General features: G+C 35.9%; 19 protein-coding genes. 7 read left to right on the top strand and 12 right to left on the bottom strand.

Annotated features, from left to right (window positions below):
• Positions 1-41 precede the first annotated feature (41 nt).
• Positions 42-1445 carry a helix-turn-helix domain-containing protein gene (locus FD33_RS00090; RefSeq protein WP_082603687.1) on the top strand — a complete coding sequence of 468 codons (1404 nt, stop codon included), beginning with the start codon at positions 42-44 and terminating at the stop codon, positions 1443-1445.
• A 37-nt stretch (positions 1446-1482) separates the two neighbouring features.
• Here FD33_RS00090 and FD33_RS00085 read toward each other — a convergent pair whose 3' ends face one another.
• Together FD33_RS00085 and FD33_RS00080 are read right to left on the bottom strand one after the other, a co-directional pair.
• On the bottom strand, positions 1483-2496 hold the full coding sequence (locus FD33_RS00085) for a hypothetical protein (RefSeq protein WP_056955646.1): 1014 nt from the start codon (positions 2494-2496) through the stop codon (positions 1483-1485).
• 46 nt (positions 2497-2542) lie between these two features.
• Positions 2543-3712, bottom strand: coding sequence for an RNA-guided endonuclease TnpB family protein (locus tag FD33_RS00080; protein WP_056955647.1), 1170 nt, complete (start codon positions 3710-3712; stop codon positions 2543-2545).
• A 192-nt stretch (positions 3713-3904) separates the two neighbouring features.
• On the opposite strand from FD33_RS00080, the gene tnpA reads away from it, so the two are divergent.
• On the top strand, positions 3905-4138 hold the full coding sequence (tnpA, locus tag FD33_RS13130) for an IS200/IS605 family transposase (RefSeq protein WP_081784571.1): 234 nt from the start codon (positions 3905-3907) through the stop codon (positions 4136-4138).
• A 139-nt stretch (positions 4139-4277) separates the two neighbouring features.
• Here the strand turns inward: tnpA and FD33_RS00075 are convergent, their stop codons facing one another.
• The 7 genes from FD33_RS00075 to FD33_RS00045 form a co-directional block, all read right to left on the bottom strand.
• Positions 4278-6518 carry an L-type lectin family protein gene (locus FD33_RS00075; protein WP_025085625.1) on the bottom strand — a complete coding sequence of 747 codons (2241 nt, stop codon included), beginning with the start codon at positions 6516-6518 and terminating at the stop codon, positions 4278-4280.
• A gap of 123 nt (positions 6519-6641) precedes the next feature.
• Entirely contained in the window at positions 6642-7754 is a 1113-nt protein-coding gene (locus FD33_RS00070; protein WP_025085624.1) for a DUF916 domain-containing protein, read from the bottom strand.
• A 4-nt stretch (positions 7755-7758) separates the two neighbouring features.
• Positions 7759-8751 carry a WxL protein peptidoglycan domain-containing protein gene (locus tag FD33_RS00065; protein WP_025085623.1) on the bottom strand — a complete coding sequence of 331 codons (993 nt, stop codon included), beginning with the start codon at positions 8749-8751 and terminating at the stop codon, positions 7759-7761.
• A 96-nt stretch (positions 8752-8847) separates the two neighbouring features.
• Positions 8848-9942 (bottom strand): WxL protein host-binding domain-containing protein, encoded by a 1095-nt coding sequence (locus tag FD33_RS00060; RefSeq protein WP_025085622.1) that lies wholly within the window; start codon positions 9940-9942, stop codon positions 8848-8850.
• Positions 9943-10059: 117 nt separating this feature from the next.
• The gene (locus tag FD33_RS00055) at positions 10060-10905 is read right to left on the bottom strand and encodes a WxL domain-containing protein (protein ID WP_025085621.1); all 846 of its coding nucleotides are present in this window, start codon (positions 10903-10905) and stop codon (positions 10060-10062) included.
• A 123-nt stretch (positions 10906-11028) separates the two neighbouring features.
• Positions 11029-11496: an LPXTG cell wall anchor domain-containing protein gene (locus FD33_RS00050; RefSeq protein ID WP_025085620.1), complete on the bottom strand. Its 468-nt coding sequence runs from the start codon at positions 11494-11496 to the stop codon at positions 11029-11031.
• 112 nt (positions 11497-11608) lie between these two features.
• Positions 11609-12121 (bottom strand): GNAT family N-acetyltransferase, encoded by a 513-nt coding sequence (locus tag FD33_RS00045; protein WP_025085619.1) that lies wholly within the window; start codon positions 12119-12121, stop codon positions 11609-11611.
• A gap of 94 nt (positions 12122-12215) precedes the next feature.
• On the opposite strand from FD33_RS00045, the gene tpx reads away from it, so the two are divergent.
• On the top strand, positions 12216-12710 hold the full coding sequence (tpx, locus tag FD33_RS00040; RefSeq protein WP_025085618.1) for a thiol peroxidase: 495 nt from the start codon (positions 12216-12218) through the stop codon (positions 12708-12710).
• Positions 12711-12836: 126 nt separating this feature from the next.
• Here the strand turns inward: tpx and FD33_RS00035 are convergent, their stop codons facing one another.
• The gene (locus FD33_RS00035; RefSeq protein ID WP_025085617.1) at positions 12837-13598 is read right to left on the bottom strand and encodes a flavodoxin family protein; all 762 of its coding nucleotides are present in this window, start codon (positions 13596-13598) and stop codon (positions 12837-12839) included.
• Positions 13599-13711: 113 nt separating this feature from the next.
• Between FD33_RS00035 and FD33_RS00030 the strand changes: the two genes are divergently transcribed.
• From FD33_RS00030 to FD33_RS00020, 3 genes are all read left to right on the top strand, one after another.
• Positions 13712-14353: an SDR family oxidoreductase gene (locus FD33_RS00030; RefSeq protein ID WP_025085616.1), complete on the top strand. Its 642-nt coding sequence runs from the start codon at positions 13712-13714 to the stop codon at positions 14351-14353.
• 231 nt (positions 14354-14584) lie between these two features.
• Positions 14585-15925: an NCS2 family permease gene (locus tag FD33_RS00025; RefSeq protein ID WP_025085615.1), complete on the top strand. Its 1341-nt coding sequence runs from the start codon at positions 14585-14587 to the stop codon at positions 15923-15925.
• Positions 15926-16196: 271 nt separating this feature from the next.
• Positions 16197-19379 carry an L-type lectin family protein gene (locus FD33_RS00020; RefSeq protein ID WP_025085614.1) on the top strand — a complete coding sequence of 1061 codons (3183 nt, stop codon included), beginning with the start codon at positions 16197-16199 and terminating at the stop codon, positions 19377-19379.
• A 39-nt stretch (positions 19380-19418) separates the two neighbouring features.
• Here FD33_RS00020 and FD33_RS00015 read toward each other — a convergent pair whose 3' ends face one another.
• Positions 19419-21332 (bottom strand): heavy metal translocating P-type ATPase, encoded by a 1914-nt coding sequence (locus FD33_RS00015; RefSeq protein ID WP_193322513.1) that lies wholly within the window; start codon positions 21330-21332, stop codon positions 19419-19421.
• Between the two features lie 121 nt (positions 21333-21453).
• Between FD33_RS00015 and FD33_RS00010 the strand changes: the two genes are divergently transcribed.
• Entirely contained in the window at positions 21454-21813 is a 360-nt protein-coding gene (locus FD33_RS00010) for an ArsR/SmtB family transcription factor (protein WP_025085612.1), read from the top strand.
• Positions 21814-21908: 95 nt separating this feature from the next.
• On the opposite strand, the gene FD33_RS00005 is transcribed toward FD33_RS00010, so the two are convergent.
• Complete coding sequence (locus FD33_RS00005) at positions 21909-22142, bottom strand: hypothetical protein (RefSeq protein ID WP_034544241.1); 234 nt, start codon at positions 22140-22142, stop codon at positions 21909-21911.
• Positions 22143-22552 lie beyond the last annotated feature (410 nt).

Below are 22552 nucleotides of genomic sequence, written 5' to 3'. Positions count from 1 at the left end.
AGTCCATTTGAAGTTTTCTTCGGGACAAAGTTGCGCTTGATTTGACAATTCGTCACCAAAAAACATATAACATTTTCCAAGCACTGCTAGAAGATTTTGCCGATGTCGCCCCTGATATCGATTCTAGTGACACTAAGATTGAGTCAATCGACTTTAGTAAAATTTCCATTGATACTTACCGCCTATACTTGGTTAAGAACTCGGTAGTTTTTCAAGCCTTTAATTATGGCCTGACCAGTGCAAATCCATCTTTTGAGAGTTTCAGTAATGAACACTTTACTAGTAAATCTACCCTCAATCGTCGAATGTCCAAATTCAGAGCTTTCCTCAAGAACTTTGGACTTAAAATCTCCAATTCAACCCTAGAAATTAAGGGTAATGAAAAAAATATTCGATGGATGGCTTATTATGTCTATTGGTACATTTATCATGCTCAAGAATGGCCTTTTAGCCTCATTCAAGAGAACTCGATCGACCAAATTATTTCTAAAGCAGGAATAACTTTTGACAATCCTATCGTTCATTTTCAACTGAAGTATTTCTTGGCAATTTCTAGAATTCGTTTAATCAAACGAAATTATATTGAAGATTTGCCATATTACAACGTTGTCTTCGATAATCAACAACTAGGTGAGGAAATTTTAACTCACGATGACTATCCAATTGTGCCATTAGATGCTTTACATAATGAAAACAAACTGATCAATCTCTTTAGAAAGACAGCCTTCCAACCTAGTGACACCGCCTTTGAACAACCAATCAATGCAAATGCTCGTATCAATCCGAAATTCTATGCACTCGTTTATCACTTTATAGATTTCCTTAAAGAGCACTATCATGATGATATGTCTGTTTATCATAATCAAAAAACTTTGAAACATATTATGACTTATGTCACCCGAGATATTGTTTTTTCTTACATCATGGCACCATATTCTTTAATGCATCTCGATACGATGTACGCTGAGGGCAATGAGCAGTCATATACGGACTTATACAAAGACGTCTATACCTTCTTCTCAAATGTTGATCAAAATGAATTTCCGGGCATTTATAACGCAGCTGAGCTGATTTCAAAAGATTTGTATCAGATCTTACCAAGTTATATTTCAACTATTCGTGAGGAAGATTTCATCCGAGTTAAAGTCCTAATTGATCCTGGTAACCAGGCCGCTGAAGTCGTTTTAAGAACAGTTCGTAATCTCGAATTCGTCGAAGTAGTTCCAAGTAACGTTTACGATGATGTCGATGTCCTGATCACTTCCCTGGATGTCTTACCACTAGATATCGAAAGAAAGAAGTATCCTGAAAATCTAAAGGTAATTTCTTGGGATATTTCCTCCACACGACCAGACTATATCTGGCTATTGATTCAATTGAATAAAATCTACGTCAAAAAACTTAAAAACAAAATTATTACAAACAAAAAGAAAAAAGTTTTGTAAAGAAATAGACGAACTCATAACGAGTCCGTCTATTTTTTTACAATGAATTAATTGCAGTCCAATTTAAAGTACCAGTATATTGGCCAGCCTTGTTTTCCTTGCTAGTATCATTCTCCAATAATAGACCCGAATTACTTGTCCAATCATCAGAAATATCATCAACTGTCTTCGTTGTATGAGAAGTTAAGTCCTCATCAATCGTCTGTGGTGTACTAGAAAGAACAATCTGATCACTTGTTGCCGAATCCTTATAAATCAAATTACCATAGAATGGTTGACTGCCATTATACAAACCAGTCGTGGAAGCTCTTAATACCCAAGGATTTTTTAAGCTAGTTACCGATACATCAAAATCATTCGTTCGACCCAAAATCTTTTTGGTGGAACCATAGTTGATACTTTGGAAATTTAATTTTGGCGAAACCTCTAGATCCAAGATCTTGTTCACAACGTTTTGACCATCAATAACAAATTTAGGAGTACTTGTAGTTTCAATCGCGTTAGAACCATCAAAACTTGCCGGCTCAGCATCAACTGTAATAGCTGAATTGGTCTGATTATCAGCCGTACCGTTAACCACAATATCAGCACTAGTATAGTCACTATTGCTGTTTTTAGTTCCCAAATCATGAGCCAATTTATACTTGAATTCATTATTTGACAGGTCACTACTCTTAGCAATTGTCTCAACGGTACTATCACCATTAGTGCCATGATAAGTAATCGTCGCTGATTTGTAATCAACATCACTTGGCAAATTCAAATCAGCAGCAATACTTTGCCAATTCTGCCGTGAGGTATCATCCCATGTTAAATTATAATCAAAATTCAAGCTGTCTCCGTTATAAACTGTATTATCTGTAGAACTATCTGTAATAGCTTTATTATCATCAGATACATCATAAATAGTCGTTTCAGCAGTACCTGTGGCTAAGGCAGGAATAGATTCAAATACAGCCAATTTACTATAAACATTACTATCAGTATTATTGCTTCCAGTTAACCCCCAGTGAACTACGTCGGTACTGAAGTACCGAGCTTCTAGGAACATTCCATACTTGCCAACTAGTATTTCAACTAGTCAGTAGAGGCTAGAACTATTTTACTAAGGCTTGTTCCAAGCCGATATTTAATATATTTTTACTTGCGTTGATATCACGATCATGGTGAATACTACAATTTGGACAATCCCATTCTCGAATATCCAATCCGTGTTTACCGTCATCGTAACCACAGTTAGAACAGATTTGACTAGTTTTGAATGGATTAACTATCAAAAGCTTTTTACCATACCATTCACACTTGTATTCAAGCATTAGTCTTAATTCTCTCCAAGATTGATTGGCAATGACACGTGATAATTTATGATTCTTAAGAAGATTTTTGGTTTTCAAATCTTCAATTACAATCATGTCATCATTTTCAACTAATTCACGAGTTATCTTATGAAGATAGTCTTTCCTTTGATTAGCTATTTTTTCACTGTATTTAGCTACCATGAGCTTAGCCTTTATATAATTACTGTACTGTTCTAAAGTTTTTGGGTCACTCAATCCAAATTTTTTCTTGTATTGAATGTCCCTCAAAGCCTGAGTACGTCTTCTAGCTAATCGTTTTTCCCAATGGTGTTTCTTTTTAGCTAATTTTTTATCAAATCGTATAGTCTTATATTTCCTACCGTTTGAACAAATGACTAGATCAGAAACACCCATATCAATTCCAATTGATTTATTAGTCTTAGGTAATTGCTCTGGTTCTTCATCAACTGTTAAAACAGCATAATACTTGCTAGTAGATGACTTACGAATCGTAACGTACTTGATGATACTAGGAATTGATTTCTTGTTCTTATATTTCATTACTCCAAGTTTAGGAAGTTTTATATAAGAGTTATCAATGATCTCAACGTTGTTATTTACGAACTTAGATTGATAACTTTGTTTGGGAAACTTCTTGCTCTTGAAACGAGGAAACTTACGCTTTTTACTAAAGAAACCCCCATATGCCTCAAACAAGTCTTTATTAGTGACCTGAAGACTGGTACTTTCAGCTTTCTTTAACCAGATATGTTCTCTTTTAAAGACAGTTAGAATATAGTTCAAATCAAAAGCTTTTAAAGCTTTCAAATCGGGATTATTTTCGTGACGTTTAATCATCATATCTAGCATATTGTTCCAAACGAAACGATTGGCTCCAAAATTAAAGTCAATCAATTCCTTTTGATAGTCATTAGGATAAATCCTTAACCTTAGTCCCTTTAAAACCATACGCATGATAACTCCTTTTCTTTAAATGCACCATAATAATAGCATCTTGGGAAACATATGCGATAGTGAAAACAAGAACTAATGTTCGCTGTTTTGATTTTCATTCTGTTTAAATTACTAAGCCTTGAAAAAGAACTTCTACCACTAAATAAAAACCAGAATTAATCAAGGGAACCCTTAGAGCCATATGCAATAAAGAAGATATTACGATTCAAAAACATAGAAGTTATACCTAATCATACCCATATGATTAGGTATTTTTCACCAGATAAAACACCAACAAATACCGTAAAAAATCTAAAAAGAATATCGGTTAGAGAACGGCTCAAGAAATACCCGGAAACAAAATCACAATTATGGAGTGGCCATCTTTGGTCTTCAAGCTATTTTATGAGCACATTAGGAAATGCATCTAAAAAATTGTAATAGAATGTGTTAATTAACAATTAAAAAATATAATAATGGTCGTCCAAAATATTGATTTAACTCGGTAATAAATTACCGAGTTAAATCAATTAACGACCTTTATAAAAGCTTTTATTTCATAAAATGAATCATTTTTGGCTTAAATTGAATTATTCAAAGTCCAATTAATCGTTCCTGTATATTTTCCACTAGAAACTAGATCACCATCTGAATGCAACAAGATTCCAGTATTTTTCGACCAGTCTTTAGTCACATCAAAGGTACCCGTCTCCGACTTCTTAATCTCTGAACTACTAATGAGTGTTGGCGATTCCAAATCAGCTACCTCACCTTGCTCATCCCGATAAAACATTTCACCGTCAAAACTTTCATTCTTGTCATTCACTAAAGAAGTAGCACTGGCTGACAAAGACCACGGTGAATCCTGAGCAATCACATTGACCTGCCAATCATTATTCCGACGTACATCCCCAGAATAATATGATTGAATATTAGCAAACGAAAAATCTCCATCGCCTAAATCAAGTTTCAACGATTGCGCATCAACTGTAACCGTAAAAGTCTTTGTCTCTGATTTATTATTGTAGTGATCATTGGCTGAAATTGTTATCGTGTGTGTACCTGGGCCTAGAATCTCTTGTTCAGGTAAGTCAGTTCCGGCGTCAGAACTACCATAAAACGGAAGTGAAAAATCAATCTTCTTATTGTCATCAGTAGCCGTGACTGCCATTTGACTCAAACTTTTACCATCAACTGTCACGTTTAAAAGAGCTCCCTCACTTTCAAAGGCACTACCATCAGCATAAGTAAGTGAACCCTTCAAATTGGTACTAGTAATAGTTGAAATCTCAGTTGATGACAAACTAGCATCCAAATTTAGAGTTTTGATTTTAGGATTACGGATAACAAAATCAGTTGCCATTGCATCACCAATATAAGTATCACTGGCAAAATGAGCATGACTAGATGCTACCTTCGTATTGTCAGCAACCGTTGTTGGCGTCGTACCAGTTAAAGTAAGTGTTGCCTGATTATTAGTTGTATTCAATACATTCGTAACTAAACTGATTGTGTGAGTCAAAACTCCGGTCTTATTAGCTGTGTCAATTTCTGAATTAGAAATATTCTCCGTATTGCCATTAGCAAATTTAATTGAAGCACCATAATTTAAAGTAACGTTTTTGGGCACATCAATTGTCGTTTTGATTTTACCAACATCTTCTTGTCCACTATTGTATTTCAAATCGTACTGCAACTTCAGATTATCGCCAGCATTGATTTCTTTATAATTAGAAGTCAATTCGCGATCATTTTGAGTAGAGTCGAAAATTTTAGCATCAACTGAAACATCAGCCAATGAAGATAATTGTTCATAAATCAACTGAGATTCACTCGCTCCCGTATTACCAGCACCAACAAAACCCCAAGTAATCTTTTTATCACTGCCTAAATTAAATTTACTCAAGTCAATTTCGACCGTCTTATCCGCCTCGACTGGATTTGTAGCAGAATCTACTCCAGTATTAGTGTTCGGTGTACCATCAATATTTTTATCATTGAATTTATAAGTAACATTGGCCGTCTTACCATCACTATTCGGATTGTACAAAATCGAAACATGATGCCAACCACTATTCGTACCAATCGTCCGATAGATCGGTGACTGATGGATCAATGAATAAGCTCCATTACTCAAAGGTAAATAAGATTGCTCATCAGCCGGATATCCTGAAGCAATATGAATTTTGTCACTGCTTAATTGAGTGCTGTCCAAACTTGAATCTTTGTCAAAGGCATTATTCACCGTCCCACTAGTATTAGGATAATTATCAAATTCTAGTGCCCAACTATTTTGAATAGCGTTCGACAAATGGGATGTATTCTGATCCGCTGCCCAAACTCCTAATGTTTCCATTGGTGCCGTCGCATTGCCATTCAAAGTTGACAAAGCATTAGTGCCATTAGGATCGTTTTGCATAACGAATGCTAACCCACCACCACTAGTAGTGTCTACAGGTGTTTTTATCCAAAATGAAAAATAAGCATTCTTAGTGACATCCATTTTATTCTTCTCATTTGACCATAAAATTCCATTATTATTTTTGCTACTCCAAAAAGTCATGTAAACCGTATTACTCAAAGTATTATTAACAACAGCGGCTGCATTCGTTCCACCATTGATCAAACTGGATGGTTTAGTAAAAATACCATCCTTTGCTGGTCTACCTATGATAGAACCGTTCGGTGTATATCCCAAGACATCATCATTACTTAATCCAGTTGGCGTATCATCAGCTTTAACTGTCCCTCCACTAACAAAAACGACCGCAACACTAATAAGAAAGAATAGAAAACCCCGCCAAAGATATTTAGTCTTCAAATTAAACACCCTCTTTCAAACCACTTGTAAGCCTTATTATATTCTCAATAAGAAAATATCTCTACTTCATTAAAAAAGTAATAAAAAAATACTTCAAGTATTATTCACTTGAAGTATTAATAGTTATTTCTTATGACGAGCGGACCTTGTGTTACCAGATCTAGTAGTCTTATTAGGATCATTCTTTGGTTTTCCACCAAATCTCAGTCCACTACGACCCTTAGGTCCTTTACCATTCTTGTTACGTTGTGAGTAGTACAAGTACATCCAAACAACGATTATGACTAAAACAATAATACCAATGATGATACCGATCCATTGTTTGTTATTACTCTTCTGTTTAGGATTGACAGCTGCCTTAACACTATCAACTTCTTTTTGTTGAACCGATATATTTTTATCAAATGATTGTGAAAAACCAGAATCATTTTTCAAAGTAATATGTGCTTTATAAGTTCCTGATGTCAATTTGCTAACTGGGATAAAGTAATTAAATTGTGAATTAGGTGCAATCTGTAAATTGTCAGCATTGTACTTAATCGTCTTACCATTATGTTTGATGCGAGCCGACAATTTAACTTTGTTGATGTTAATTGGAGCTGTGTTATCCAACATGTAAGAAATACCAGTTGAACCCGCCACAGCTTTTGGCGCAGCTGAGGTTAAGTGCATACTGGGCATTACTCCATCGTCCTTTGAACGCAAAACAACACCTTTAACGTAGCGCACTTGATTCTTGATATTAATATTTTTTGACTTAGTGGGACTGACTGAAGCTGTAGTCGTGATACCACCAAGAATAATTCCAGCATATTCTGAATCCGGAGATTTAACCTTGAATTCAACTGTCTTATTCTCACCAGTATCCAACTTAACAACTTGCTTCCTTGAACCGTCAACTAATGACGTCAATGAAGGAAGTTTTGATTTGTACAATTTAGCATTGTATTTATCATAGCCAATCACACCTGAATCAGCTGTATAAGCATTATTGATTTCGGCAGTGACTGTAATTGATTTCGTACCAGTATTCGCAATTAGAACTTTTAAAGTTTGTTCCTTCTTAGGAGTTATCTTCAAATCAAAATATGACTCTTTTTTGTCAATTTGATTGTCAGGTAAAATTGCTTGAATCGCATAAGATTTGTCTGGTGCAGCCTTCACCGTTGTCGCTGGTAAAAAGGCAATTAATAACATCAACAATGTTGAGAAAAATAATATTATTCGTTTTTTCATATTTTTAACTCCTACCTGAATACCAAATAGCCCAGAATATAAGGAAAATCAATGATACTAAAACACAGACAATCAAGATATAAGTTGTAGTCTTGTTGTAAATCAAACCTTTACAACGTTTATTGATATCATTTGCCTGATCTTGCGTAATTTTATATGTCTTGTGGAAAGTCCAAGTAGCTTTTCCACTTCGGGCCGCACCCTTAACAACATATTCACCCGCTTGAATTGGTGTCTGATTCTGATCAAAATCAACCGGAATGGCTGAATTAGGTGCAACTTTATTATACGTCGTATCAGCAACCATTTCCTTAGGTCCCAAGTTGAAACGATCCAACCAACTCTTACGTTTTACAGTCATATGAACGATAACATTTTTCATCTGGCCGGGTTCTTTATTTTGCAAATTGATAATAATATGCGGTTTTCGACTAATTACGTCCAAAGTCAAATTATGTAAACTGATAATACCACCAACAGCTTTATTGTTGCCAGTTATCCAAACCGGTACATTGGCATTACCCTTAACACCATCTTTAGACACATCATAAACATTAAACCCACCCATGACTAAACCTTCGATTTTATCCGACGGTAATTTAATTTTGAATGTCACATCTTTAGTTTTATTCGGTGCTAAAATTAAAGTTTGCGGTTTAGTCATATCAGCAAAAGCATATTTTAATCCATATTGACCTGCACGAACTTTGTCCGTATAGACAATTTTACCATCCATGGAGGTTGTTGCATTTGTTGGTACAATTCTCAAACGTAGTTTATTAATACTGAAATTACCAATAGAAATTTTAACTGTGCGTGTAGCATTCGGCTTACCAACAATATCAAACCTATCAGTAACATCACTGTTATCATCTTCAATTAAAGGAGTCACTGTAACATTATTAATATCCGCCCTCACAGTTGTGTTATTAATCGTTATAAAACCTATAAAGGCAAAGAATACCATTGATAGAAAATAGATTATTTTTTTATTCATTGTTCTGCCCCTGATAATTACTTCACCTCTAATAATACTAAAAAAGCTGTTCCAAGTCTTGGAACAGCTCAATATTTAATTATTTATCAAAGAATATTAACGACGACGTCGTCTTGTAGGTTGACCGCCATTTCCACCGTTGTTATTCTTATTGTTATTTCTTTTACCTAAGTAAATGCCTAATCCTAGAATAATTGCCAAAGCAAGAATAGCTAATAGGATGTACAACCATAGATAATTAGGTTTGATACCAGCTAATTTATTGTACTTAGCAGCATCATTATTTGTAATTGTAAAGTCCTTGTTTAGAACCCAACTCTTGATGCCGCCACTAGTATTATAAGTCAATTTCAAATGATAGTTACCATTTTGAAGAGGTTTATTCCCCCAACTAATACCTAAATTATAATTGGCCGTTGGAGCAATACTTTGATTATCATATGTTTGAGTAATCTTAAAATTCTTATCGCCTTTCTTAGTAACAACAGCTTTTGCAGACAAAGGTCCTGCATACGAATTAGTAGAATTATGAACGTTAGCAAGTACACCTTGTTTTTGGCCTTTAGCAGTGGTCATAGTGCCTGGTCTAACATATCTAACAGAATATTTAGCATCCTCTTGAGATTGACCCTTTTGATGAATTTGGATAGGAATAGAATAACTAAACTTATTCTTAATTAAATTACCATTACTTGAAACAGTACCCTTAGCTTTTTCCTTATAAGGAGTAACCGTTATACCACCCATTAGAGTACCATCAAATTTTTTCTCTGGAACCTTAACCTTTAAAGTGATTGTAGCTGTAGTATTACCCGGTACTTGGAATGTAGAATTCTTTGGTGTCACTGCATTTCTTGTTTGAAATTTCAAAGAAGGATCTGTGACCTTCAATTTATCATAAGACAATGCACCATTGTCATTAGTATAGGCAGTAGAAGCATAAAAAACAAAATTACGTTTCTGACTTGCCTTATTAACAACTAATAGTTTAATCTCAGTCGTTTGTCCAGGAGTTCCAGTAATATAATAATTACCGCTATCAATATTAACAACATCATTACTACTACCACCTGGTTTAATTGTATATTCTCCCGATGTGGCAGCATTAACATTAGTACCACCAACAAAACAAAGAATTAATACAAAAGCAAATGATAACATTAGTGATATTTTTGACTTAAATCTTAACATTTGAAACCTCCATATTATGCATTTATATATTAAGTAACCATGAGTATTATAAATATAAAAACCACTACTATTGTAGTAGTGGTCATCATTTATAAATATTTATTTACTTTATATTAATTATTTGCCGGCTTCTGTTGTTGTCTTAGGTGCTGCAGTCAAAGTCCATGTAATTGTAGCATTGTATGACTTTGTACCAGTTGTTGTACCTGTAGTCTTACCCTTATCAAGATTCAAGAATGCATCGTCAGCATCTTTATTAAATGATGCGTTGATTGCACCAGGTTTGTATGAACCCTTTGTTAAGTTAATAACTGTACCACTAGCTGCTGATGTAGAATTTGTATTTGTACTATCACCAGAAATGTTGATATCCCCTGTATTAACGGCACCTTGTGTACCTACAGAACCACCTTTATCGTCCTTTAATCTTGTTGATGCTAAGTTAAGGATATATGGCTTTGCTCCAGTTTGATCAGTAGCACCTTTTGGTGTAAATGTAGAAATAGATGCGTCAACTGAAAATCCTGGTTCACCAGTACGTGATTCTGTAACAGTCAACTTATCTGTACCTTGACTATCTGCTGCTTTATCATCGTAGTTATTGTTGTCCAAAGCTACTGTTGTACCTTCGGCAGCATTAGCAAATCCGAAATCAGGAACAGAATCCAATGTTAGTAATCCTGATTGAACTGTAACGTTAGCATTTGATTGTGCTGATGCTTGACCAACAGTCTTAACTGTTGTTCCATCAGTATCCATCTCATCAAAGGCAATAGCTAAACTACTATCTTTATCACCAAGTGCACCAACTTTTGTTGTTGGATCTTGATATGTAACACTACCATCAGCGTTAGTCTTACCTGAACCAGTAGCAGCTTGTGCTGTGATTGCTGGTGCGATTGCTCCTAAAACGATTCCTGCTGTTGCTAATGAACCTGCTAAAACACTCTTAGATAATTTCATGATATATCCTCCCTGATATAGAAAATTATTTTTGTTTTTGTCTTTCTTGATTACAATTAGATAATACCAAATTTTACGAACCGTACATCTCATAATTTGTAAAAGATATTTATCGGAATTGAATCAATTTGTTACCTTTGAAACGTGTAAAGATTGGAAGCTTTTCCGGAACTTCAATCCATAAAAAGCGAATAGACCAATCAAAATAGTAAAGCCTAAAATGACTAATCCGGTATCATGTGCATCCCCGGTTTGTGGGTATGTCGACATGTTGTTGACGCTGACTGACGGAATATAGTCAGTATCTTTAGCTTGAGTTTGACTACCAGTACTAGTACCGGTGTTATCACCAACTAAGACGTTAGCATTGGTTGCTCCCCCGCCTGCGCCTGAAGTATCACTATCAGACGTCTTAGCGAGTACTGCAACTGGTGCTGCAGCGCCATTCCCTGCCGTGTTGTTAGATTCAGCAATAACTTTGTTAATGCTGAATCCACCAACCACACCTAACAATATAATGGCAATTGCGAAGAAACCGACTATTCGCTTTTTGACTGTGAGACTTTTTCTAGTTCTCGTTCTTTTTTTCATATAAAAACCTCTCATCAAAAGTCAGTCTATTTTCTCCTTACAAGTAGTATAGTACCATCCGTATACCATTCACTTGCTCCGAAATAATTAAGAATTTCTTACAAAAAGTGAACTATTTCTTCAGAAGATAATATCTGACTATATTGCTTTGGTTTGCGAATGGAAGCGCTTGGTCGGCACTATAAATATATTTGAACCCTAATTTTTCTAAAATCTTCTGGGGAACTTGATTTTTCTCTTCAGTGGACGCCCAAATCTCTTTCAAATGCAACTGGTTGAATCCGTAATCAATCACTAATTGCATTGCCTCTGTCGCAAACCCTTTTTGTCGATACTTTTGATCGATGACAAAACCGATTTCTCGTGTCAAAACAAGGTCTGCGGACTCTCCACGATGATTGATCTCGATAATTCCTACCATTGTATTATTTTCTATTCCAGCAATGACATTGGCATCATCTCTTTTGCGATACATTTCAAATAATTGGTGAACATAGCCAGAATCAGTGCTGTACTCCAATCCTGCCAATTCATGATTATTCTTATCACCGACTAATGCTTGAAACTGAGGAAAATCAGTTTCCGTAAAATCTCTTATCTTAATATCTTTCCCTACTATTAACATGGCACCACCTCAATTTGCAATCTAATTTCTAGGTTTTTATTTTGCCCTAACTTATAATGAGTCTAGCATCAAAAAAGAAAGGGTGAATATTCATATGAATTTGGAATTTAAAGGACAAACTGTTGCCACAATTGGTCAACCTCTATCTGTTGGAGATAAGTTCCCTGACTTTACCGTATTAAATAAGAACAATCAAGAAATCAAACTCAGTGATCTACTAGACAAGCCATTATTGATCAGTGTCGTTCCTAATATCAATACTAGTGTCTGCAGTATTCAAACTAAACATTTCAATGAAGAAGTCGATGGTCATTCAGCTATCAACTTCGTTACCATTTCTACTAACACTGTTGAAGAACAAACTCACTGGTGTGCGGCTGAAAATGTTAAGAACATGCAAATGTTAGCTGATGTCAACCGTGACTTCGGTAAGAAATCCAATCTTTGGATCAAAGACTTGGACATTTTGGCACGTTCAGTCTGGGTAGTTGACCCTAATGGCGAAATCACTTATTCTGAAGTGGTTCCAGTACAAACTGACGAACCAAGTTATGATAAAGTACTGGATCAGATTGATCAAATGAATTAGATTCAACGAACCATTTTAACATTTGTAAAAATTCCTATACAGATGTGAAGAACCATTCCTGATAATAATACATTTTAATAAGAAATCTCGACCAATTTACAATAAATTGACCGAGATTTTTTTAGTTTAACGACGACGATGTTTGACAAATGTTACGAAATGCAAGATACAAGCCAGTAAGACAAAGAAAATAATAGTAAAACTAGCATAATTCAACCAGAAATTGTTACCGATCCATCCCGAGAGTGGTAATTGAATCCCCATTGTTATTAGTGCCATTATGGCAATCATAAAGAATAGCTGTATATATCTTTTCACGGTTGAATCATCCTTTCTCTTTCTGACAGAAATTTTTTTAGCATACTTTTGACACAGTTTCTTCTTATTATATGGAATGGCTTTCATGCCAAATGTATTAGGCAAAACTATTTCCCCTACTTTAATTACTCCAGCAGCTGACATTACTCGATCAATCGTCTTAAATGAATCGTCGGTCACACCAGTAACAAAGTTTTCTAATGTAGAAACGTAACAAGATGAAATACTCAAGTAATGTTTATTCTTGAATGGACCGGGTATCGTATCACCATTTTGTTTGAAATAGACAAACTTAGGTCGCATACAATCAAAGAAATTCTTTAGAACCCCTGACAATTCTCGCCAATAAGTTGGTGCAGCGAAGACCCAGACATCACTGTCCATCAGTTTTTGCGCTAACTCGTCCAAAACAGGATTATCTTCATGATATTTGTGTGGCGTAATATCATAATTCTCTAAAAAGATTGTTTCTGTTTTGACTCCACTATCAACATTTTTCAACACTTCATCCAACATTTGGGCATTGAGACCATGTTCTTGATGGGAGGCCAAAATTCCTAATATTTTCATACGCTATTTCCCCTTTGTATATAAGTCTAATATACTCAAATATAAGATTCAAAACACTAGCATTATTAAAAAATTGTTGCTACAGTATGTTTAACTAAGGAGGTTTTGAATTTATGAAAGTTCTTATTATTGGTGCCCATGGTAAAATCGGACACCTACTAATTGGTGAATTACAATCAAGAAACATCGAATTTGTTGCTGGATTGCGTAGTCAAGAACAAATCAAGGCCTACAACGAAAACAATATCGAAACTCAATTTATCGATCTAACAGCTTCTCTAGACGATATTAAGAATTCAATTGAAGAGTCTGGTGCTGACGTTATCGTCTTCTCTGCCGGTGCTGTTGGTGCTAGTGATGCTCTGACAATTGAAATTGATCTCGATGGTGCTATCAAAACAATGATGGTTGCCGAAGCAATTGGAATCAAACGTTATATTATGGTTAGTTCTGTCTTTAGTGACAATCGAAATAAGTGGGACGCAAGTGGTATCAGGCCTTACATGACCGCTAAACATTACGCTGACGATCATCTGCGTGGCACTAGTCTCGATTACACAATTATCTATCCCGGAACACTAACTAATGAAGATGGTACTGGTAAAATTAAATTACTAGGACCTAATGAAAATGACACAATTCCTCGAGTTGACGTTGCTAAAGCTTTAGCATTGATTATTCAAAATTCATCAACAATCGGTAAAGAGTACACCTTTGCTAGTGGTGATCAACCAGAAGAAGATATATTTAGTTAATATCGAAAATAATAGTCAGTGACTCAATTTGAGTTGCTGGCTATTTTGTTTTCTAAATATAATTCGTTATTCAATTATTTATCATGTGCTTTTTAGATAACAATTATAATTATATAGATATAAATGCGAACAATTATCCAAAACGTAGCTTGAATTAATCGTGTTTTTCTTGCTATTTTCCATAATTTTTGTAATACTTTCTAAGTAGTAAAAAACTTAGGGGGTTATATCATGGAATCATCAACAGATTCAAATCGTAGCTTCATTGAAAAATTGTTCCATCTCCAAGAAGCCCAGACTACTGTTAGACGTGAAATTCTAGCTGGTTTGACGACTTTTGTATCAATGGCCTACATCCTCTTTGTCAATCCGCAAGTTTTAGGGGTCGCGGGTATGAACAAAGGTGCTGTCTTTACAGCCACTGCTCTTTCAGCAATCTTAGGTTCTATTTTAATGGCATTATTAGCTAATTATCCAATTGCGATAGCTCCAGGTTTAGGCGATAATGCCTTCTTCACTTATTCAGTTGTACTAGCCATGGGAATCCCTTGGCAAACCGCAATGGCTGGAGTCTTCATGTCCAGTGTGCTCTTCCTCTTAATTTCCGTACTTAAATTACGTGAACTGGTTATCGACTCAATTCCACATGATTTGAAATTAGCTATGGCATCTGGTATCGGACTTTTCATCGCCTTCGTAGGTTTACAAGGTGGTGGCTTGGTTGTTGGTAGTAAATCAACCCTTGTTGCTATGGGTTCACTAACAGTTCCTACAACTTGGTTAACTATCTTCGGACTAGTTGTAACTGGTTTACTAATGGCTAAAAAAGTTCCTGGTTCAATCTTCATCGGTATGGTACTAACTACCATTTTAGGATTAGTAACTAAATTGATTCCTTTACCAAAACAAGTTATCTCTACTATTCCAAGTATGAAACCAACTTTTGGTGTCAGCATTGCTCACTTACCTGATCTTTCTGATCCAAAACTTTGGGCAGTCGTTCTAGTCTTCCTACTTGTAGCCTTCTTTGATACTGCTGGTACTTTGATTGGTTTAGCCGAACAGGCCGGTTTCATGAAGAACAACAAGATGCCTAGAATTGGACGTGCTTTAATGGCTGATTCCATTTCAATGTTAGGTGGTGCTGTTATGGGTACTACTCCAACTGCCGCTTACGTTGAATCTTCTGCCGGTATCGCTGTCGGTGGTCGTACAGGATTAACATCCCTCGTTGTCAGCATCATGTTTGCCATTGCCATGTTCTTCTCACCACTATTGACCGTTGTAACTTCAAACGTTACCGCACCAGTGTTGATCATTGTTGGTATTTTAATGGCTCAATCAATGAGACAAATTAATTGGAACAAATTTGAAATTGCTATGCCAGCCTTTCTTACTATTGTAGGAATGCCTTTGACATACAATATCTCTTATGGATTTGCTTTCGGAATCCTCTTCTACCCATTAACCATGTGGGCTGCAGGTCGAGGTAAAGAAGTTACACCTATTATGTACATCCTCTTCTTCGTCTTCGTTGTTCTACTTTACTTTATTAATATTTTGCCGGGTTAAAAAATAAAACTTAATATGAAAAAGAGACTCTAATTACGATTAGAGTCTCTTTTTTTGTCTCGAATTTTTACTATGATTTATTCCCTCAATTATTAGATATTATCTTTAACCAGAAACAACCAGTCTTTATTAAATCAATGTCATAACATATCATTAGTTTAATAAAATTCAAATTATTATAATTTATATCTTAAATATAGCACATTTTATATTTTGATATTATAATAATCGTGAAAGCTTACGGATAATGTATTTCTAGGGGGAAATTAATATGAATTATCACAAGTTATGGCATAATTTGTTACCTACGATTATGTTCTTTTTGACGTTAACAATTTTTTCTATGTGTACGACCAATGTTCAGGCGGTTGTAGACTTTTCAAATGTCGCACCTTCAAATGATAATGTCTTGAAGGCTGCGCCAAATGGAATAAAGATTGGTAATTTATTTGAATATCCTACGGTTTATTCAGGTTCCAAAAATATCAACAACTCTGTACAAATTCTAAAGGCTGGTGGCTCGAATCCTAATCCTGTCGATGTAATTCAAATGACAGGTAACGAGGATAATGCAGTAGGTTCTATTTGGGGACGTATGACCAATCCTGATGATTCCACTGAATCATACAACTACTTTGATTTAACTAAGGAACAAACTATCACTGGTTGGATCTATGTTGGACCAACGTTCAATGTTTCTGGTGACGGGATTGCTTTAGTCTTACAAAACGATGATAGGGGTATCAACGCAATTGGACGTTATTATAAGAAAGCCGGATTACTTTCGTTTATTGATCCCGAAAAAAATTATGCGGCTTCAGGCGAATCTCTTGGTGTTTATGGGGGAACTTCTTCACCTGCTACTGTTTCTAATTCAACCGAGTTTGCTGGCAATGCTATTCAGAACAGTTTTGCCCTTGAATTTGATTCTTTTAATAATTCAAGTTCAAGTGCTGGTCTTAAAGATGGTGTGGAACAATTCAATGACAAAAAAACAGATGATCTATTCGATGCTTTATACGATTCTCATCTAACACGGGAAACCAAGGGTCAACATGTTGCTTGGGCCTATCCAGGTGATCCAGATACATACGTACGAAAGATGGCTCTAACTTATTACTTCTTCGGTATGCACCATAACAATGTTATATTCAATGCTACTATCGGTGGTTATGACTCTCTTACTGGTGCTACCGGTAAAGATGCTTGGCATCATTTTACTTTCACTTACAAACCTGATAAAGATGATAGTAACTATGGATACATCAATTACGTCTACAATGATCGTGAAACCGACGGAACTGTTAAGCCTTATCATACTTGGGACAAGCGTCCTCGTGATATTGATGATCCAATCAAAATTGATTTGAGAAAGTTCAATTTAAAAGATGGTCAAACTAAGATTCGTTGGGGCTTTACTAGTTCAACTGGCTCCCCTAATTCCTTACCTGGCTATAATGACATTGTCCTTGAAAAGATTCCGGCAATTGCTGATGTTGCTGATACGTCTGGACTTTATGATGTCACTCAAAAACGTGCAATCAAAGATCTTGATCGTCGTGATACAAATCCAACCGACAGCGATTCAGACTATACGGTTGATGACGGCGACAAACTGGCCTTTAACTACAATTTGAAATACAACTCTGGTGCTATTGGTACAGGTGATATTACTGCCGAACTACAACTACCACAACATGTACTTTATCAAAATGACAGTAATAATCGGATCGGTGAAATTACCTATCCTGATGACCCTAATAGCGTTACTTACATCAGTGCCTCACAGTTGACCACATCTAAGAATGCTGATGGTGACGAAGTACAAACGCTCAATTTGGATCTTGGAGCTCTTTCCAAGAAGAGTACTGAAGTTAACATCAAGATTTACGGTACTGCCAACGCACCTATCAGTAATACACTTACTTCAACTACTGTTAATCCTGAACATACTTCCTATAAGAGTGATTACTATAACGCTGATGTTATGAGCTATGGCTTCAAAATAACTAATCAAAAACTACAAATTGCAGCTTCAAAAGACAGCGAGACACAAAAAGTCAAAAGTTCTGATGGCTTCAAACTAGAAGGAACTGCTAGTTACCTATTTAGTTCCAAATTCAGTGGCGATGACCTTTCAGCTTATGGTGAAATCTTTGACGCTAATGGCAAGACTACAAATATAAAGAGTACTTGGACCGTGCCGGTTGCTAAAGATGCCACGACAGGTGACTATTCACTAGATGTCCCCCAAGGCACCTTAGATCCAGGCGATTATAAAATTAAAGTTTACCTAACCGACAGTCAAGGTCTCGTTTCTAATACCGTGACCTATAACATTACCGTAACCGATAGCGAATTAGTTATCACTCCTGACAAAACTGATATTACGGTTAATGATAATAAACCAGTCACGCTATCAGGAAGCTACAAGTATTCTGATGATTCTCAATTTAAAGATGAAGATGCTACAAAGACTTATGAAATCACCAATCCTGATGGCACCGTTCATAAAATCACCAAGACTGTGACTCATGATAAGAAGATCGATATTACTTTAAAGCCGATTGCCTATGACAAACCAGTCACTCAAACTCTAGATGATTATCTAAAGAACCCTGCTGAAGATAACGTCTTAACTGAGGGTAAAAATACTGTTAAAATCACAGTTCAAGATGGGAAATACGCTAGTGCAAGTACGACAATCACTGTCAATGTACCTAAACTAACGCCACAGATCACTGCTGAATCTAATGATTTAACTGTCTTAGGTTCTAGCGGTAACGTCTACTTCCCAATAAACTTCATTTATGGTAGCGACTACGCCCTCAATTATCATGATTTAACTGGTGTCTTCACGGTTGACGATCAAACACCAATTAATCTCAAGCTACCTATTCCAACTGAGGCTCAAACTTCAAGCTTTGATATGAGTTTCAACTTATCCGGTGATCAATTGAAACTACCTACCGACAAAAATACTTCTGTGGTATCCGTCTACTTCACTGATCCATATGGGCGAAAGACTAACACGGAAACCTTCAACTTGAAGATTTTAGCCAAAGCTTTGGAACTGGACTTCAACAATTATCGCTTCAAGACAATTGATCCTAAGTCATTCAAGCCGGGATATATCAGTCGTTCTGGTAATTGGGATCTGAATGTCACAAGTTACAAAGCCGGTTGGGTCCTCAGCGCTAAAGCTGACAACTTGGACTACGCATCAACCGACGAACAATCTGACCTTTCGATGGCATTCGTTAATAAAGATGATCTAGCTATTCCTTTGAGTATGAATCCTGTAATTGCTAAAGATAGCAATTTAGCAGCCCATAAAGTCGATATTAGTAACCAATGGAAATCCGACAACGGTATTCTTTTGAAAGCTAACACTGTACCAAGAGCTGGCGATTATAAAGGGCTAGTTAATTGGAATTTGACTGAAAGTCTATAAAAAAAGAGACCCTTGCGGGTCTCTTTTTTGTACTCATCATTAGTTGTCGAAATTAATGAATTGCAATCGAATTGCGTTTAAAACAGCTATGATTGTTACTCCAACATCAGCGAAAACAGCTTGCCACATGTTGACCATTCCTAAAGCTCCTAATAGTAAGAACAAAATTTTAATAATCAAAGCAAATGAGATATTTTCAACCACGATACGACGGGTCTTTTTAGCTATCTTCATGGCTTCAGAAACTTTTGATGGTTCATCACCCATAATGACAATATCGGCAGCTTCAACAGCCGCATCTGAACCTAAACCACCCATTGCAAAACCAATATCAGCGGTTGCCAGAACAGGAGTATCGTTGATTCCGTCACCAACAAAGGCAACTTTCTTATTGTTTTGGTGTGATACCTTCAATAAATCATTAATGATCTCAACTTTATTTTCGGGCAAAAGATTCGTATAAACAGCACTCATCTTTAACTTTCGAGCCATTGCTTGACCGACAGTTTGATTATCGCCGGTTAACATGACATTCTTGTGAATTCCTCGATTGTTCAACAACTGAATTGCCTTTTGAGCATCATTCTTAGGCACATCCGCAATCACAATATCACCCCAGAATTGGTTGTCGACAGCCACGTAAACGACTGTTCCCACAGCATCTGTTTCAGTGAAAGCAATCTTGTTCTGTTTGAGAGCTTTGGCATTTCCAACAACAACTACTTGCCCATCTACTTGAGCTATTAAACCATGCCCGGCTTTTTCATCGGCTTTAGTCACAGTTAATAACTCACCTTTGTAAGCTTGCAGGATTGATTTAGCAATTGGGTGAGTTGAATTCTTCTCAACACTGGCTGCAATCTGCAACAATTTTTGTTTTGAAATATTTATCGGATTGACTTGCACAACTGAGAATTGACCTTTAGTCAAAGTCCCCGTCTTGTCGAAAGCCACTGTATCCACGTCATTCAAGGCTTCCAAGTAGTTACTTCCTTTAACAAGGATACCTTGCTTAGAAGCTGCACCGATACCACCGAAGAAACTTAATGGTACTGAGATAACTAAGGCACAGGGACAGGAAATTACTAGAAAAATTAATGCTCGATAGATCCAAGTATTCCAATCACTCGTCATAAGTGATGGTACGATTGCCAAGGCTACCGCTAGAAAGACTACGATTGGTGTATAAATTTTGGCAAACTTGGTGATAAATTTTTCTGTATCGGCCTTCTTGTTGCTGGCATTCTCAACTAAATCCAAAATCTTAGCCACGGTCGAATCATTGTAAAGCTTGGTAACTTTGATTTGCAACGTTCCAGTCTGATTGATCGAACCACTCAAAGCTGTATCGCCTACTTTGATTGACTGCGGCATTGATTCGCCAGTTAGAGCCGATGTATCAACCGCTGAACTACCTAAAACAACAGTTCCGTCTAGTGGAATTTTCTCTCCCGGTTTAACCAGAATTGTTTCACCAATCTTAACTAGACTAGGTTCAACCACTTTATTCTGATGTCCTGAAATCAGCGTTGCGTAAGCTGGTTTCACTTCTAGTAGGGCCGAGATGGAACGCTTCGATTTATTGACGGCGATATCTTCAAAAACATTACCCAACTCATAAAAAAGCATAACCGCAATGGCTTCAGGATATTGTTTGAGGATGATTGCTCCAATCGTGGCAATACTCATCAGGAAGTTCTCATCGAAGATCTCTCCGTGAAAAATATTTTTGACAGCCTGCCAAACGATCCGTGCCCCAATAACTAGATAGGCTCCGACTAGTAAGACGATATTAAAGGGTTCCGGAACAAAAGAACTGGAACCAACTATTAATAAAATGAAAGCAATAAATAGTCGTGTGATTGTTAATTTTGTTTCCGAACTCATTTCACTTTTTATTTGTTTAGCTTTCTTTTTAACTTTGTAATCAGTTTGGACATTATATAATTTCATAACGTTGTCCTCCTTGAAAGAGTTTACATGCTCATTTGAATATATGAGCATTCATTCATATGTGAATTATAATATAATGAAGTATCAGTTTGCAACTTAATTTTGATAAGAGGAACAAAAAATGTCAGAACAAAATTTTGAGATGGAGCACCAACAAGCTCTCCATAATTTGAAGCAAGATTTACCTGATGATACCGATTTGGAAGCTATGGTCAATATCTTCAAAGCTTTCGGTGATATGACCCGAGTTAAAATCATCTTAGCTTTGTCTGAAACACCTTTAAGTGTCGGTGAAATCGCTGATACCTTGGACATGAGCCAATCCTCCATCTCCCACCAACTCAGCATTTTGAAACGGTTAAATCTGGTCTCCAACGCCAGACGCGGTAGAAATATTCACTACCGTTTGAGCGACCAACATATTATTACCATCTTCAATCAAACTAAGGAACATATTATTGAGGATGACAATGATTTTTAACGCAAAAAAATTCCACTGAAATAACTTGATTAGTTATTTGGTGGAATTTTTTAATTAGCAATTAATCAACATCACTTTTAGTCCTTAGAAAACCATTAAAGTTCTTTTCCCAAAAGATGTTCTCCTATTTCTTCTCTTTGATAATGATTATGATATTTTTCTATAATTTCTTCATCTTTAAATGGATTCGAATGCTTTGGAACATAAACAATTGCTCCGTCTCTTCCTTGAAAAACATTATAATCATTATCAGGCTTTATAGAAGTGGGAACAGCCAAAATAGTTGAGTGACCAAATTTCTTTAGTTTAATATCTTTATTCTTAACCATAGCTACCATCCTTCACATACTTTTGAAACCCAAATTAATTATTAGTTATTAAACATAGATACACTTTAATTTTTTCAGATGCTCCATCAAAGCTGGATTTAAAACATCTTATTCTCCGTTGTTTATTACTTTTTGATTGAGTATACTTAACATATATTAAACAGGCAAACGTATTAAACGGCAAATCATATGGATTTAAATATTTATCACTTAAAATATGGGAAGAGTGAGATGTATACCTTATGGATTCACTAAAATTAACGGATGCAGAAGCAAAAAGATTAATAAGTTTACTAAAAATAACTCTTACAAAGCAGAAATTTATTCTAAATGACGGACTCAGGGGAAAAATAAAAATGGCGAATTTTATAATCAAGTTAGCCACTTTAGAAAAATGACAAAATAAAAAC

This window comes from Companilactobacillus paralimentarius DSM 13238 = JCM 10415 (assembly GCF_001434985.1).
Lineage (GTDB): Bacteria > Bacillota > Bacilli > Lactobacillales > Lactobacillaceae > Companilactobacillus > Companilactobacillus paralimentarius.
The sequence above is the reverse complement of the archived record's forward strand: the minus strand, read 5'-3'. Positions and strand labels throughout refer to the sequence as shown.